Annotated in this window: 14 protein-coding genes; 6 read left to right on the forward strand and 8 right to left on the reverse strand. The window is 62.0% G+C overall.

Annotated features, from left to right (window positions below; all coding sequences use genetic code 11):
* A partial coding sequence (locus tag LKX83_RS22060; protein ID WP_304518342.1) for an ATP-dependent helicase C-terminal domain-containing protein occupies window positions 1-1,313 on the forward strand: 1,313 nt, incomplete at its 5' end.
* Window positions 1,314-1,449: 136 nt separating this feature from the next.
* The gene (locus LKX83_RS22065; RefSeq protein ID WP_227884976.1) at window positions 1,450-2,121 is read left to right on the forward strand and encodes a tetratricopeptide repeat protein; all 672 of its coding nucleotides are present in this window, start codon (window positions 1,450-1,452) and stop codon (window positions 2,119-2,121) included.
* 56 nt (window positions 2,122-2,177) lie between these two features.
* On the opposite strand, the gene LKX83_RS22070 is transcribed toward LKX83_RS22065, so the two are convergent.
* Window positions 2,178-2,423 (reverse strand): hypothetical protein, encoded by a 246-nt coding sequence (locus tag LKX83_RS22070; RefSeq protein WP_227884979.1) that lies wholly within the window; start codon window positions 2,421-2,423, stop codon window positions 2,178-2,180.
* Between the two features lie 299 nt (window positions 2,424-2,722).
* Here LKX83_RS22070 and LKX83_RS22075 point away from each other — a divergent pair, with 299 nt between their 5' ends.
* Window positions 2,723-3,931: an RluA family pseudouridine synthase gene (locus LKX83_RS22075; RefSeq protein WP_227884981.1), complete on the forward strand. Its 1,209-nt coding sequence runs from the start codon at window positions 2,723-2,725 to the stop codon at window positions 3,929-3,931.
* A 221-nt stretch (window positions 3,932-4,152) separates the two neighbouring features.
* Complete coding sequence (locus LKX83_RS22080; protein ID WP_227884987.1) at window positions 4,153-5,958, forward strand: hypothetical protein; 1,806 nt, start codon at window positions 4,153-4,155, stop codon at window positions 5,956-5,958.
* Between the two features lie 240 nt (window positions 5,959-6,198).
* Here LKX83_RS22080 and LKX83_RS22085 read toward each other — a convergent pair whose 3' ends face one another.
* The 4 genes from LKX83_RS22085 to LKX83_RS22100 form a co-directional block, all read right to left on the reverse strand.
* Entirely contained in the window at window positions 6,199-7,497 is a 1,299-nt protein-coding gene (locus tag LKX83_RS22085) for a hypothetical protein (RefSeq protein ID WP_227884989.1), read from the reverse strand.
* Window positions 7,487-8,668, reverse strand: coding sequence for a glycosyltransferase family 4 protein (locus LKX83_RS22090; protein WP_227884992.1), 1,182 nt, complete (start codon window positions 8,666-8,668; stop codon window positions 7,487-7,489). The genes LKX83_RS22085 and LKX83_RS22090 overlap by 11 nt, the downstream gene beginning before the upstream one ends.
* A complete protein-coding gene (locus LKX83_RS22095; RefSeq protein ID WP_227884994.1) occupies window positions 8,665-9,741 on the reverse strand; it encodes a nucleotidyltransferase family protein in 1,077 nt (358 codons plus the stop codon). Before LKX83_RS22095 ends, LKX83_RS22090 begins: the two co-directional genes overlap by 4 nt.
* 348 nt (window positions 9,742-10,089) lie before the next feature.
* Entirely contained in the window at window positions 10,090-10,254 is a 165-nt protein-coding gene (locus LKX83_RS22100; RefSeq protein WP_227884996.1) for a DUF1328 domain-containing protein, read from the reverse strand.
* Between the two features lie 379 nt (window positions 10,255-10,633).
* On the opposite strand from LKX83_RS22100, the gene LKX83_RS22105 reads away from it, so the two are divergent.
* Both LKX83_RS22105 and LKX83_RS22110 read left to right on the forward strand, forming a co-directional pair.
* Window positions 10,634-11,281 (forward strand): GntR family transcriptional regulator, encoded by a 648-nt coding sequence (locus LKX83_RS22105; protein WP_227884998.1) that lies wholly within the window; start codon window positions 10,634-10,636, stop codon window positions 11,279-11,281.
* Window positions 11,282-11,329: 48 nt separating this feature from the next.
* On the forward strand, window positions 11,330-12,496 hold the full coding sequence (locus LKX83_RS22110; protein WP_227884999.1) for a helix-turn-helix domain-containing protein: 1,167 nt from the start codon (window positions 11,330-11,332) through the stop codon (window positions 12,494-12,496).
* Between the two features lie 124 nt (window positions 12,497-12,620).
* On the opposite strand, the gene LKX83_RS22115 is transcribed toward LKX83_RS22110, so the two are convergent.
* The 3 genes from LKX83_RS22115 to LKX83_RS22125 all read right to left on the reverse strand — a co-directional run bounded on the left by LKX83_RS22115 (window position 12,621) and on the right by LKX83_RS22125 (window position 15,432).
* Window positions 12,621-13,211, reverse strand: a complete 591-nt coding sequence (locus tag LKX83_RS22115; RefSeq protein ID WP_227885002.1) for a TetR/AcrR family transcriptional regulator — start codon at window positions 13,209-13,211, stop codon at window positions 12,621-12,623.
* A gap of 35 nt (window positions 13,212-13,246) precedes the next feature.
* Window positions 13,247-14,314 carry an alpha/beta fold hydrolase gene (locus LKX83_RS22120; protein WP_227885003.1) on the reverse strand — a complete coding sequence of 356 codons (1,068 nt, stop codon included), beginning with the start codon at window positions 14,312-14,314 and terminating at the stop codon, window positions 13,247-13,249.
* A 212-nt stretch (window positions 14,315-14,526) separates the two neighbouring features.
* On the reverse strand, window positions 14,527-15,432 hold the full coding sequence (locus LKX83_RS22125) for an RraA family protein (protein ID WP_227885004.1): 906 nt from the start codon (window positions 15,430-15,432) through the stop codon (window positions 14,527-14,529).
* Between the last annotated feature and the right edge of the window lie 137 nt (window positions 15,433-15,569).

A 15,569-nucleotide genomic window follows, 5' to 3' on the forward strand; every position in this document is an offset into this window, starting at 1 on the left:
CGGCGCCCGGCCAGCCGCAGCCCGACGACCGGCTGCGGCAGCGCGTGCTCGCCGAGGCGAAGCAGCGGCTTCGCGAGCTCGGCGCGCTCGCGGGCGGCGCCCCCCGGGCCGACTCGGCCCCGCTCTCCGGCTCTGCGCAGCAGTCTGCATCGCCCGCATCTGCCGGCTCGTTGTCCCGGGCCGACTCAGCCCCGCTCGCCGACTCCGCGCAGCAGGCTGCTCCGCCTTCGTCCGCCGGCTCGTTGCCCCGGGCCGACTCGGCCCCGCTCGTCGGCTCCGCGCAGCAGCCCGTCCCTGCCTCGACTAACGGCTCCGGACCCCGCTTTGCCGACGATCTGGCCGCCTGCGGCGTGCTGCTCGGCTTCGCGTACCCGGACCGCATCGGCAGGCGCCGCGCGCCGGGCCGTTATACGCTGTCCGGCGGACGGGGAGCGCAAATCGCGGAGGGACAGACGCTCGCGCAGGCGGAATACCTCGTCGTCGCAGAGCTCGACGACCAAGGCGTCGAAGGGCGGATCCAACTGGCGGCCGCCCTGAGCGAAGGGGATCTCCAGACGTACTTCGCGGACGCGATCCGCACCGTGCAGACCGTCGAATGGGACGCGGAGGCCGAGGCCGTCCGCGCCCGCCAGTCGCGGCGGATCGGCGCCGTCGTGCTGTGGGAGGGACCGGCGGGCGCGCCCGATCCGGATCGCGTCGCCGCCGCTTTGTTCGCGGGCATCCGCCAAGCCGGGCTCGGCATCTTGCCCTGGACGCGGGCGGCCCGCCAGCTGCAGGAGCGGGTGCTCTTCCTGCGCCGGCACGAGCCCGAGGGCGGGTGGCCGGACGTCTCGGACGAAGCGCTCGTCGACACCCTGGAGGAATGGCTCGCGCCTTACGTCGGCGGCATGCGCAAACGCGCCGACCTGGCGCGGCTGAACCTGACGTCCGTTCTCGAGTCCATGCTGATCTGGGAGCTGCGCGGCGCGCTCGACCGGGAGGCGCCGACGCACCTGACGGTGCCGAGCGGATCCCGGCTGCCGATCGATTACGCCGATCCGGAGTTTCCCGCGCTCGCCGTCCGCTTGCAGGAGATGTTCGGACGGCCGGACACGCCGCGAATCGCCAAAGGCCGCGTGCCGCTCACCTTGCATCTGTTGTCTCCGGCTCAGCGTCCCGTGCAGGTAACGAAGGATCTGGCGAGCTTTTGGCGGAGCGCCTACTTCGAAGTGCGCAAGGATCTGAAAGGCCGGTACCCGAAGCATTACTGGCCGGACGATCCGCTGGAGGCGCAGGCTACCCGCCGCGTCCGCCCGCCGGGGACGCCGAATTAAAGCGGCCGGGCCTTCTTTCATGCTATGATAGGAAAGGATAGAGCTTCCGATACGGGGTCGAGCATTCATTCGGACACCCTATCGCGGCCGCGCATGCCGCATGCGCGCAATCGATCTTAGGAAAGGAAGGAAGCGCATGTTCGTTAAAGCGTTGCTGTTCTTTCTGCTGTGGCGGGTGCTCGGCAACCCGTTCCTTGCGATCCTGGTCCTGCTCGTCGTCTTTTATTTCCTGGAACGCAGATATATCGGCCTGACGCCGAGCCTCGTGAAGCCATTCAAGCGCCGCGGGGCGATCGGCAAAGCACGCAGACAGCTGCTGCTGAACCCGCATGACGTGTCGGCGCAGTCCGAGCTGGCCCGGCTGTTGATCGAGAGCAAGCGATTCCGCGATGCGAGGGACGTGCTGCTCGACATCGAGGCAAAAATGGAGCATTCGGCGGAGTATTGGAGCGATCGGGGGATCGCGGAGCTGGCGATCGGACATACGGAGGAGGGGGAGCGCGCGATGAATCGGGCGCTGGAGATCAGCCCCCGCGTGAAGTACGGCTTGCCCTATTTGAAGCTGGGCGAGGCCTATGCGAAGACGGATGCCGATAAAGCCATCGGCTTTTTGCAGGAGTTTCAGCGCATGAACGCATCGTCGTGCGAGGCCTTCTATCGGTTGGGGACCGTATACCGGACGATGGGGAGAACGGAGGAGGCGCGAGAGGCGTATCGCGCTTGCCGGGAGCTGTACCGCACGCTGCCCCGCTACATGCGGCGCAAAGAGCGCAAATGGGCGCTGCTCGCCGCATTCGCCAAAGCATAAGGGAGCCGGCCGCACGGCTCCCTTACCGTTGTTAGGAGCGATTCAACATGAGGGCTTCAATCAGCGACTTCTTCGGCTTCTTCCAGCTCGGCGGCGGGGGCTTCCGCCTCATCCGCTTCGTCGTCCGCGATGTCCTCGATCGCTTCGGCTTCCGCCTCCGCTTCTACGGCTTCCGTTTCCTCGGCTACTGCGTCTTCATCGGCTGCCACGGCTTCCGCTTCCTCGGCCACCTCATTTTCTTCGGCTGCCACGGCTTCCGCTTCCAGTTCCGACCCTACGATTTCGTCTTCCGGTGCGCTCATGTTAAATCCTCCTCGATCGATAGAATGGTCGGGGGCTTGCCCCCTATTCCTAAGTTAGCACGTCTTCGAAAAACGAGATACGGTGTGAAAATAGCGTATTTTGTAGGGTTTCGGCGAAATCGCCATTTGTAAACAAACGGTAATATATTCGCTAACGTTCGACAGCCGGCGAACGGACTCGGATCGTACCGAACGCCGTCCCTAAGGCGGGAATGCCGTCGTATGCGGCGGTTTGACATCCCGACCGCATTCTCGTATATTGTGGCGAAGAACATATCAGACCGTACGGAGTGAGCAGGATGAGAGGTGCTGGACGCAACCAGCAAAGCCGGGCCAAGCAGCCGGGTAAGCCGAGCCGGCCGCAAGGGCCGCAGGGTTCGCGCGACGGGGGCAGGAGAGAGGCCGGCAGCGGCGGCGGAAGAGGACAAGACCGGTACGCGGCTGCCGCCGGAAGAGGCGGTGCGGGCAAGGCATCCGTCCGCAAGGAGCGCGGAGGCGGCGCGCCGTCTTTTGCGCGTGAAGGGCGAGAGGCGCAGGGACGGCCTGGCCGGCCGACAGCGGGAGGAGCCGGAGGCGGTCCGCGGGCGGACCGTTCGGGAAGTCCGGGACAGGCCGTTCCACCGGCCGCCTATCTGAAGCTGGGGCGGCGCAAGGGCGACTGGATGGAGTTCCGGGTGCCGGAAGGGCTCGCGGGCGCCCCGATCCCGCAGGTGCTGAAGCACACGCCGCTCGTGCCGAAGCTGGCGCACAAGCTGCTGCAGGCCAAGGGCGTCGTGCTGCAGGGCACGAACCTGCGGCTGCAGCTGTTCGCCCGGGAGAAGCGCGATTTCCCGTCCGACTGGATGGAGCTGAACGTGCTGTACGAAGACGACTTTACGCTCGTCGTAAACAAGCCCTCCGGATACGAGGTGCATCCGAGCGAGAAGGGGCAGCGGCACACGCTTGCGCACGCCGTCGCCGCGTATTACGAGATGACGAACCAGGACGTGCGGATCCGCCACATCCACCGCATCGACAAGGAGACGACCGGTCCCGTCCTGTACGCCAAGAACGAATTCGCCCATTACCAGTACGACAAAGAGATGCGGGAGAAAAAGATCGAGCGCATCTATCTCGCGCTGGCCGAAGGGGAGCTGCCGCAGGACAAGGGCACGATCAACCTGCCGATCGGCCAGGACCGCCACCACTCCACGCGCCGCCGCGTCAGCGAAACCGGCGACCCCGCGATCACGCACTACGAGGTGGTGCAGCGGTACGAGGGCTATACGCTGGTCCGCCTGCGGCTCGAGACGGGCCGGACGCACCAGATTCGCGTGCACATGGCGGCGATCGGCCATCCGCTCGCGGGAGACGGACTGTACGGGGGCAAGCGCGCCGTCATCTCCCGCCAGGCCCTGCACGGGGAACGCCTGATCTGGCATCACCCATGGACGGGCGAGCGGCTGACGGCCCGCGCGCCGCTGCCCGAAGACTTCGAGGCGGCGCTGGCCAAGCTCGAGAAGAAATAGAAATCGCGTTTCGCGCGATCGGCCCCGCGATCGCAGGCAGCTTGTTTCGTACCGCTACCCCGCCGGTGGCGGTTTTTTTATTTTCGAACCGCCGCGCGGGCAGGAGCCTGGGTATGTTCGTCTCGAAATAAGAAGCGAGAACAAACGGAAAAAATGGAAAAGCGGCACGGCGAAAAGGAAACAAGCGGCTTCAAGCCGGAGCGAGAGAAGGGGGAGGAAAAATGGAGAGAACGGAACTGCGCAGCATCCTGTCGCACCTCGCTCCGGCCGGACCGGGGCTGTATGCGCCGGATGGCGCCGATCCGGAGCGATACTGGCGGTCGCTGACAGACGCTCCGGCGACGGCGGCAGCGTCCGGCGAGATCCGGGAGGAGGGCGAGCGGCTGCTGCGGGAGCCGATTCCGGCGCTGACGGAGGAGCTGTTTCTGTCGTTCGAGCGCACCGGCGTCCGGCTCGATTACGAACGGGTCTACTTCGCCCGCAGGCGGAGGCTGAACACGTTCGCGCTGCTGTCGTGGATGCGGCCCGAGCGGGCGGATGATCTTGCCGCTTGGGCGGAGATCGCGTCCGAGGTATGCGCGGAGCGGACCTGGTGCCTGCCCGCGCACGTGAAGGGGCTGGAGACGGACGGCCAGATCGACCTGTTCGCGGCGGAGACGGGCTTTACGCTGGCCGAGATGCTGGCGATCGGCGGAGATCGGCTGCCGCCGGCGCTGCGCGAGCGCATCCGGGGGGAGATCGAGGCAAGGCTGTTTACGCCGTATTTGACGCGCGGTCCTTACGGCTGGGAGACGGCCAAGCACAATTGGTCGGCCGTCTGCGCCGGATCGATCGGCTCGGCGGCGCTGCTGCTCCTGTCCGATCCCGAGCGGATGACGGACGTCGTCGGGCGCGTGATCGACAGCATGGACTGCTTCCTCGCCGGGTACGGAGAAGACGGAGCCTGTCCGGAAGGGCTGGGTTACTGGAACTACGGCTTCGGCTATTTCGTCTACTTCGCCGACTTGCTGCGACGCCGGACCCGGGGCGCGATCGACCTGCTCGCGGCGCCGAAGGTCGGCCGGATCGCCCTGTTCCAGCAGCGCTGCTACCTGGCAGGCGACCGGACGGCCAACTTTTCGGACGCGCTGCCCGCATTTCCCGTCCAGATCGGCTTGTCGGACTATCTGGCCGCGCGGTACCCGGAGGTCTCGGCGCCTCCCCGCGCCATCCGCGCGAAGTATACGGACGACGCCTGCAGTCGGTTCGCGCACGCGCTGCGGAACCTGATCTGGGCGCGGCCGAACGAGCAGGCTGCCGACTGGCCGTCCGGCAGCTGGTATTTGCCAAACGCGGCTTGGCTTGTATCCCGGCACGCCGAAGCGGACGGGTCGTACGGCTTCGCGGCCAAAGGCGGGCACAACGACGAGCCCCACAACCATGCGGACGTCGGGCACTTCATACTGCTCGCGGACGAGGAGCCGGCCTTTGCGGCGGACCTCGGCAGCGGCGAATACACGGCCTCTTCCTTCGGGGAAGGGCGGTACGCGTATGCGTGCAACGGGCCGCAAGGCCACTCGCTGCCGATCGTGGACGGCCGGCTGCAGCAGATCGGCGCGAACCGCGCGGCCGTCGTCCTCGAGTCGGCGGCGGAGCCGGCGGAGGATCGGCTTGCGCTCGAACTGGCCGGAACCTATGGCCACCCGGGCCTTCGATCGCTTGTTCGGCGGTTCGTCTGGCGCAAGTCGGCGCGACCGACGCTGATGCTGACCGACGAGTACGACTTCGCGGCTTCGCCCGATCGGGTAACGGAGCGCCTCGTAAGCCGCACCGTTCCCGAGCCGGCGGAGCCTGGCGTCATTCTGCTCCGGGGCGAGCGGCGGTCGGTGCGGCTTGCGTACGATGCGGACATTCTCGAACCCGAAATCGCGAGCCGCGTTTTCCGCAACCATTTCGGCGCGGACGAGCGCTATTATACGATCGATCTCCACGTTCGGAAACCAGTCGTTTCGACGCTGCGGATCGCGCTGAATTTCCAATTTCTCTGACTCAAGTAAAAACGGTTCCGCCGTCTTCAAGGAAGATGGCGGAACCGTTTTTATCGGAGACGGATCAGTGAAGGATGGGTGAGCCTATCTTTCTGATCCGTTGAAAAAAGGAGCCGCCTGCGGCCCCGCTCGCCGAAAAGGACGGAGCGTGCAGCGCTCCGTCCTTTTCTTCCCTATCGAAAGCTTCTATATAGGAGTCTATTGCCATAAGAGTCCATTGCCGATTCCGCAGCGGCTCGCTCATCCGTGCCGGCACAGCGCCTCGGTCATGAGGTAGGACAACGTAGCTTCGGCGCCGCAATTGACGTTCGGGCCGTTCGCCTGCAAGCCGTCGCAGCAGCTGCCGTCCGACGCGTCGGCCATCGGGGCATCCAGGTCGTTGTCGCCGAAGAACCAATCCAAGCACCGGTCCCGCGACTCGCGCAGGAAGGCGGCGTGGCGGGCCGGACTCACGACCTGCGCGTTGTCTGGCGCCTCCGTCTCGGCACCGTCCGGCTGGACGGCAAGCGCTACTCCAACCGTGGCGAGCGGTTCTTCCGCTCCGCTCCGTTCCGACGGCTGCGCGCCCGTCCGGGGGCGCTTGCGCTTGTCAAAGGTCGCGTCGTACGTCAGGAGGAGAGAGATGCCTTCGCGTTCGCCCGCTTCCAGCGCGCGCGCGGCTTCCTCAAGGGCGAGCGCCAGCTTGAACATTTCGAGCGGCTGCTGGTCCCAGCGGCTGACCGCCTTGGAGGTGCACCAGCCGTCGTTGCCGATCGGACGGAACCAGCCTTCGTCGCTTGTCATGACCGTCTGCAGCGAGGAGAGGCTGTCGAGCCCGGCCTCGAGCGTCTCCGGACGGCGGGTGAGCCGGTAGGCGCGGAGCATCGCCCAGGGCAGCGCTCCGTTGCCGTAGGTCATGGCCGGCTCGAACCAGCGCCAACGGTCGTCCGAAAAGTGGCGAAACGCGCCGATCATCAGGTCTTCGATCCGGTCCACGTGACGCCGCAGCTCCTCGCGCCAGCCGTTGGGAAGCTTGACGGCGCCGTCGCGGTCCGCCTCGAGGATATGGGCGCAGGCCGCCATCGCGAACGCCTGGCCCCGGAGGGAGTCGATCCGTCCGATCGTGCGCAGCGCCCGCTCCAGCATGCAGAGCGCGGCGTCCTTGTGCGTGGCGGGGAGCCGCACCCAGGCGTCGGCGACGCTCCAGATCGAGCGTCCCTGGCAGTCGTGGGAGATCTCCTCCGGCTCCGGCGAGCGGTCGTAGGCCACGTTGTTGTGCCACCAGCCGTCTTCCCGCTGGTTCCACAGGAGAAAGGCGAGATAATTGGATGCCAGGGAGAGCAGGAGCTCGCGGTCCTCGCGTCCCAGCCGGGCTTCGTCGGCGGCGCTCAGCCACTCGGTGACGGTCCAAAGCGCCCTTGCGTTGTCGTCGGTCGTATACCCTTCCCGGCGCCGGGGGATGCGGCCCAGCGCGTGTTCGAGGAGTCCGGTATCGTCCGTCATGCGTTTCAAGTGGACAAAAGAAGGCGGGGCAGCCCGCCTTTTCCGCTTAAATGACATCGGCCATCCTCCAGCGCTTTTCCGCAGCCATCCGCTCCAAAAGCTGCAAATATCGATTCCCGACTTCCGGCCACTGCATGCTGCGGCCGGTCTCGGCCATCCGCTGCTCGGTGTACGCCAGCTTTTCGGGGTAGGTGAACAGTTCGATGATTTTGGTGCTCCAGGCATCGGCGTCCCCGTACGGTAGCAAGAGTTCGTCGTAACCTTGGAGCAGGTCTTTGGCATAAATATAAGGAGTGCTCAGCACCGGACGGCCGAGGCCGACCGCATAGGCGAGGGTGCCGCTTGTGATTTGCTGCATGCCCGGGTACGGCGTCACGTACAGATCCGAGGCCATCAAGAGCGACACGAGCTCTTCCTCGGGGATGTATCGGTCGATCATCCGAACGTGGTGCTGCAGTCCGAGCTCCTCGATTAGCGCGTTCAGTTCCTCGCGATAGGACTCGCCTTCGTGCTTGCGCACTTCGGGATGCGTCTGTCCCGCCAGCACATAGAGCAGATCCGGCACGGCCTTGACCGCCGTGGCGAGCGAGCGGAGCACGAGTTCCACGCCTTTGCTGCGGCTCAGCAGGCCGAACTGGAAGACGACCTTGCGGTTTTCCCAGCCGTTGGCATGGCGGGTGCGGATCCGGTCGGCCCTGCTCGGTACCGGCGTCCCGTGCGGGATGAAGGTTACCTTGCCCTCCGGAATGCCGAAGTGCTCGTGCAGATAACCCAGCGCCTTGCGGTTCATGACGTGGATATGGTCGCTGCGCCTTGCGATTTCCGCCTGGATGGCGGAGTACGGCTCTTGGGGCTGTTCGAACACCGTATGGAACGTCGTCACGACCGGTTTGTTCAGACGTTCGATCAAATCGAGCGCATAGCTGCCCGCCTCCCCGCCGAAGATGCCGAATTCATGCTGCAGCGAGACGATGTCGACCGCGCTGCGGTTCAGATAGTCGGCCATTTTGCGATAGTCCTCGCGCTCTTGTTTGAGCAGCGGAAGGTGCCAATTTTCTCCGTACAGCTCCATTTCGTCCTCATTGCAGAGCGCGACGACCGGATCGGGGAAAATACCGCTGCTCGCCTGCCGGACCGCGTCGCGCAAATGGTGCGTATACGTAGCCAAGCCGCATTTTTTTGGCACATAGGTGCTTACATACGCGATTTGAAAAGTTTTGGGACTCATTGGTTGTGCACCTCCAACGTTCTGTTGCCGCCCATGGCGGCGTTGCCCGCGCTGCTTAGCACCTCTTCGCGCATCATATGGGGACCTGCGATCTGCATGCCCGTGCCGAAGATGCACTCGTTCAGCTGCGCACCCGCGCTGACCTTGCAGCGGTCCCATAGGATCGTCTTGGACATTCTCGCATGGGAGCCGATCCGGCAGCTGTTGCCGATGACCGTGTACGGACCGATGATGCTGCGGTCTCCGATCGTCACGTTGTCCCCGATCATGACCGGCGGCACGAGCAGCACCCCCTGCCCGATGTGGACGTTCTCCCCGATCCAGATGCCTTTCTCGTTCATTTCCTTGCCGCTGATCGAGAGCGGAAACTTTCGGTCCAGCACGTCCCAGTGGAGCTGGCGGTAGCGGTCCTTCGTGCCCATGTCCATCCAGTAGCCGCTCACGGGGTATCCGAACACCCCGCTTCCATTGTCGATCAGCAGAGGAAACGTCTCTTTCTCGATCGATACGACCTTCCGGGCGGGAATATGATCCAGCGCGGCCCGATCCATGACATAGATGCCGGCGTTGATCAGATTCGAGGGAGCCTCTTCCTTCTTGGGCTTCTCCACGAAGCTCGAGATCCGGCCGTCCTCGCCTTTCTCCACAACGCCGTAATGGGACGGGTCTTCGACTTCCGTCAGGCAAATCGTGACGAGCCCGTTGTGATCTTCGTGGAAGCGAATCGCGTTTTGAAGGTCGATCTGGTGAATGATGTCGGCGTTCACGACGATGAACCGGTCGCCCAGCAGATGCTCGGCGTTTTTGATGGCTCCCGCGGTGCCAAGCAACTCTTTCTCCACGGCGTACTCGATGCGAACGCCATATTTAGAGCCGTCTCCGAGAAAGGACTCAATCAATTCCCGATAGTGCTTGACGGCGATTACGAATTCGTCCACGCCCTGATCTTTGTAGTCGAGGATCAGATGCTCCAGCCAAGGCCGATTTCCTACGAGCGCCATCGGCTTCGGCAAATTTTCGGTGAGCGGCCGTAATCTGGTACCTAATCCCCCGGCGAGAAGAAGTGCTTGCATGGAATCATCAGCCTCCGTTTCTGTTTCTGTACCCTTCACATGTCTGTCGGGCGCATGTCTCTTTTTAACGCATTTCGGATAGAACGAAACATTGCAATGACAAAATAAACGCCCTCCCGATCGCTTGCGCGCAGGGAGGGCGTCATGTAAAATCTGGAAATGGTAGGGAGAAAAGGCGGCGTTCGAGGCGGCGTCGATTGCGGCTTCCCGGCAGTGGACGATAGGCTCGATCGGTTGGGTGTAAAGGTCGATGCTATCGCCTACTTTACCGGAAAATGGTTGATCCCGCAAGAGTTCTAATCGCCGCCGCGGGCGGACAATCCGGTCAGCGCCGCTTTCCTCCCCGGGTCAGACCCCTCTTCGGCGGCCGAAGATGAGCGAAATGACGAACAGGATGATAAACAGGAAGAAGAGGAACTTCGCGACGCCGACCGCGGCGCCGACGATGCCTCCGAAGCCGAAGATCGCGGCCACGATGGCGATCAGCAGAAATACGAATGCCCAGTATAGCATAAGAACGCCTCCTTCGAAGATGAAATGGATAGAGCGGAGCGCTCATCCCTTGCCCGACGCCGGAAGCGGCGAATCTATCTCGCCGGTGGCGCCGGTATGAACTTGCCTCCTCCTTACCACGGCCGTCGGGGGGCTGAATCAGTCTCGAAACCGGGAAATCGAGCCGGCGATCGGCCGAAAGCCGGCGCCGTTTCGCCGGCTGCCAAGCACGGGTAATATGGAGTTTCGACAATCTTCATCGTTGTCAAGGAGAAGGGCGCGTTTTATAATAGAGAGGCGAAATAGATTATCGATAATCGATAAAATGGGGGTGGATGAAGGATTTCTCATCAGATTGCGAAGTGCATTATCGATAATCGATAACGCAGAAGGAGGACCTATGCTGGAGCAGCAGCCGAACTTGCAAATCCACTCGATCAGCACGCAAGTGTACCATGCGTTGAAGAAAGAGATTCTGTCCGGCGAACTGCAGCCGGGCGCTCGGCTGATCGTTCTCGACATCGCGGGCAAGTTCGGCATCAGCCAGGCGCCGGTCCGCGAGGCGCTCGAGCGGCTGAAGCAGGAAGGACTGATCGTCGGCGTTCCGAACAAGGGCTCGGTCGTCTCCGATATTTCGTCCAAGGAGATTCATGACATCTTCGTGCTTCGCGAAATCATCGAAGGGTTCGCCGTTCGGACGACGATGCCGTTGCTGACCGAGGAGGACTATCGCCGGCTGGAGGACATCATCCTTTGCATGGACGCCGCGATCAAGCGGAACGATCTGCTCGACATTCTGGAGCAGGACATGGAATTTCACGGCTATTTCTATCGGCGGTGCGACAATCAAGCCATTCTCGAACTGTGGGGCCAGATGCGGACGAAGGTGATGCGGTTCATGGCCATCTCGAACCGGCACTATACGACCGACGGGCTGGTCGAATGGCATCGGCTGCTCATCGAGAAGCTTCGCCAAGGCGACGAGGCAGCGGCCGAACATGCGTTCATCGAACACATGCACGCTTACAAGGCGATCCATCTGGCGTAGGGCGAGCGCCCGTCCCGATGACCGTCGTCACGGAGGGGGATTGGGAAGATGCATGGCCATCCGTTGTCGTTCGAAGATCGGATTTGGACTTGGATGCAGGATCACCTGTTAAGGGAGCTGGTGTCGGGCAGAGGGGAGGCGAAGCCGGGTTTCCGGGAGAGCATGAGCCGCCTGAAGCTCGACCCCTGCTGGACGCTGCCGACCGTCGCGCTGATCGAACCGCCCGAGCCGGATGAGACGGTCCCGGACAGACGCGAGTATACCGAACGGATGCGCGAAGCCGCCGGACGGCATCTGCCGGAAGGCGCCGCCCTGTTTGCAAGCGAGGAGGGCAGGCTCGGCCTTATTTTTTCCTGGCCGGCCAAGGAAGCGCTGCAGGCGGTGCATGCGGCGCTCGGCGAATGGATCGGGAGGGCCGTTCCGATCGGCGTCGGCCAGCCGGGTTCCCGGCTCGCCGACCTCCATCGCTCGCACCGCCAAGCCGCCCGCGCGCTGTCGAACAAGTTTTACGCCGGGACGGGCAAGATTTTGTACGACGGCGAGCTCGGACGCTTCGCCCCGCCCGGCGAGGAAGCGGCGGCGATGGAGCGAGAGCTGGGCGAGGCCGTCCGCTCCGGCGCTTCCGACGAAGCGCTGGCGGAGGCCGTCGAGCGGTTCTACGCCGCGCTGCTGCGGGACGGCCCGGTCGAGATCCCGGCCGTCCACGAGTGGACCGTTCGGCTGCTCGCCGGAACGGAGAAACTCGTGCTCGCCGCGGCGGAAAAGCTCGGAGACTACCGGCGTCTCGAAATTTTGTCCGTCACCAAGCTCGAGACGCTGCAGGCGCTCAAGCGCTACGTCGCGGACTTTCTCGTCCGTCTCCGCGAAGTCGGCGAGCTGAACGCCAAGGACAGCCATCGCAGCATCATCAAGAAGACGATCCACTATATGGAGCAAGAGTGCCAGAACGCCTCGCTGAACAGCGTCGCCCGAAAGGTGTACATGACGCCGACCTACCTCAGTCTGCTGTTCAAGACGAACACCGGCAAGACATTCATCGAGCACCTCACGGACATCCGCATCGACAAGGCCAAGGATATGCTGAAAAAGACGCATCTCAAAAACTACGAGGTGGCGGAGCGGGTCGGCTATCAGGACTCCCGGTATTTCAGCCAGATTTTCAAAAAAAGGGTGGGACTTTCCCCGAGCGAATACCGCGAATCCATTGGAAGTTGAAAGCGCTTCAGGGAAACGGTTTGATATAGCCGACACGCCCCGCCGCGAGCGGCAAAAAACGGTAGCGCAAAACGCGAAGATGAGTTCTGCGCTGCCGTTCGATTTTAGGAGCGTCCCAGAGCCGTCATTTGGACAAAAAACGCATCAAGCGATCCGTGTCGGGTATGCCGTATGCCTCTTTTTCTATTTCTTGCATGATCAGGCTGTTAATAATATTGAAATACCAAGACAATAGTTTTTGAGGGTCCCCTTCGGAAAAATCGCCGGCTTGTTGCCCTTTGATAAAGATGGGGACGAGTCGGTCGATCAGCGCATTTGCCGCATGTTGCTCCAGAACTTGCCGTGCCTCTTCGGGGATCTCGACTTCTTTTCGTGCCCGAAGAATCAGCAAAAAAGAAGATTTGCTGCTCTCTGCAAGCATGGCCTGGGTCAAAGCTTTCATTTGTTCATACGGCGTTCCCGGCAGAAGATGAATGTGATCGAGTTCTTTTGTCGCTTCTTCGATCAATTCCCGCACAAGAACGGTATAGAGTTCGTCTTTGGATTTGAAATAGCGGTAAATCAAACCTTCGCTGACCCCGGCTTCAACGGCGATCAAACTCGTTTTCGTCCCTGCGAACCCGCGGCGCGCAAACATGCGAAGCGCGGCTTGCTTGATTTGTTGTTTGCGATCCGAACGTACCCGACCGGGCTGCTGCTTATTTGAGAAGGACAATGAACGTCAAACTCCGATCATTCGGTTTATTGCATTCATTGTACCATAAAAGCATCCCGGTTACGCTTTTCGGACGAGAAGGCCAGCGGGCGTACGCGTTCGATCAGTTCTTCAAGAAATTGATCGGGCCGGGCAAAACAAGCAAGATGGCCGGCGTTCTTGATTAGCACAAATTCCTTGCGGGGAGCTTCGATTTCATCGAAATACGCTTTGGCGGCCACGGTAGGCGTAAAGAGGTCCGCATCGCCTTGAAAAACAAAGAACGGCAATTCAAATCGCATGCCCAGATCGCGGATATGATAGGTCATTAATTCGTTGAAAAGATGATCCAATGAAAAGCTCATTCCTTTGAAAATATCGAGAAGATCCCGATATTTGTGATCCGGAGACGAAAGCATGGATGGCAGCATCAGATCCATAATCATATTCGGAACCGTGTGGTTCTTGGATCGAACAATATGCCGGTTCTTCTCTTCGAAATCCTTGCGGCTCCATTTGGCGGGATCCGGTCCCATCCTTTCTACCAGTTGAACGCCCTTTGCATTCCCTGAAGCGCGAAGAAAGTCCAGCGATAAACGGTAGGAATCAAATTGAGGATCCGATGCGTTCTGATCCGTGCCGACATAGGCATGAAACAGGTGCGGGCAGCGCTTGGCCATCATGGTCGCGATCAGGCTGCCTGCGGAACTGCCGATAAGAATCACTTTTTCGTGTCCGAGCCTGGAACACACATATTGCGCGACTTCAATCCCGTCCCGAGCAAGACGATCAAAGGTGATGGTTCCACTTCCGAACCTCCCGTTTTTGCGAAATGTTTTCCCTGCCCCGCGCTGGTCCCAATGCACGATGGTGAAATGCTTTTCCCACGAACGCAATAACGGACTGAAAATGGAATAGGGGGAGGCAGGCCCGCCATGGATAAAAAGCAAAGCGGGATGATCGCGGTCTTCGCCGCGCATCGTAATCCATTGATCCATACCGCCAATCGGCACAAATCGGCTTTCCACGATACCGTTCGACGCATGGACGATAAGCTTTCGAGCGTTTCTTCGCCGATTGAATCCGCGGAAGATCAGGTCGGGTAAAAGATTGGTTTTGGGCATGAGTACGCTCCTTCATCTTTTTTGTGAGTGAGTCACTCACTCACTTTAGAAGATAACACCAATGGTGCGGCTTGACAAGATGAAGTTGAGAACGATGCGGCGGCGTTGCGCCGATACGCGAATCAGGCTCCGCCGGTAGGATCGGCGGAGCCTGATGGCGTTCCTGCAAGCGGCGCGGCAACGGGGCGCCGCATGTGGCGCGAGGAGGGGAATCAGAGCCGGACGTCGCTGGCAGGGCCGTCCTCCGCACGCCGTCTCGCCTCTTCCAGTTCGCTCTCCCAGGTCAGGTGGCGGTAGTCCGCGGCCGCTTCGTCCCGCCCGAACCACCCAAGGAAGTCCTCCCACAGCGGAACGCCCCAAAAAGCGTCGATCTGCGCGGTCGAATACCGCCCTTCCTTGAGCCGAACGAAGCCGAACACGTCGCGCGCCTGGGATTTCTCCGCCTGGACGACGGTAAGCTCGGCCAAATGCGGCGGAATAAAGATGACGCCGGCCGGCGTGCCGAGCACGACGTCGCCCGGGAGGCAGACGGCGCGGCCGATGCGCGTCGGGACGTTCATGCCGACCATCGTCACGTCCGCGATCGCGGTCGGATCGCTGCCGCGATAGTAAATATTGATCTCGTCGATCTCGGCGACCTGCTGGTTGTCCCGGATGCCGCCCCAAATGACCGCGCCGCCCCGCTTCGTCCGCGCGGCGATGGCCGTCGACAGATTGCCGCCTACGTATGTGCCCATATGCACTTTGTCGAACAGGTCGACCACGACGACGTCGTCCTCCTCGAGCGCGTCGACGACCCATTGATTGAAAAATCCCCGCCGCCCCTCTTCCTCGTGTCCATAACGCAGCAGCGTATCGTGCAGATCGGGCCGCATCGGCACGAGCACGGCCGTCACGGCGCGGCCAACCATGACCCGGTTCGGGTGGACGATCTTGAGATCGCCTTCGAACTGGAACCGATAGCCCCGATTCCACAGCGGGCCCCAGGCTTCCTCCAGCGTAATTTTGCGCATCCGGCGCAGCAAGTCCGCCGGCACTTTGGGCCGGCCGTTCGCAAACCGTTCGCCTTCCCACAAGGGCGTGAGCTGGACGATATCTTCCGAATGATCGAATTTCATGCCGAAGCACCTCTTCCCGATAGGGTGATGGACCACATTCCCGAGGTCTATTGTTAGGGACGGCGCGGCATTTGTCGATGCGACTTTTTTAAGGCATTTCGCCTGCGGCCATAATTTTCTCGCCCTCCCCGAAGACC

The sequence above is a fragment of the Cohnella baijiui genome, from assembly GCF_020731285.1.
Lineage (GTDB): Bacteria > Bacillota > Bacilli > Paenibacillales > Paenibacillaceae > Cohnella.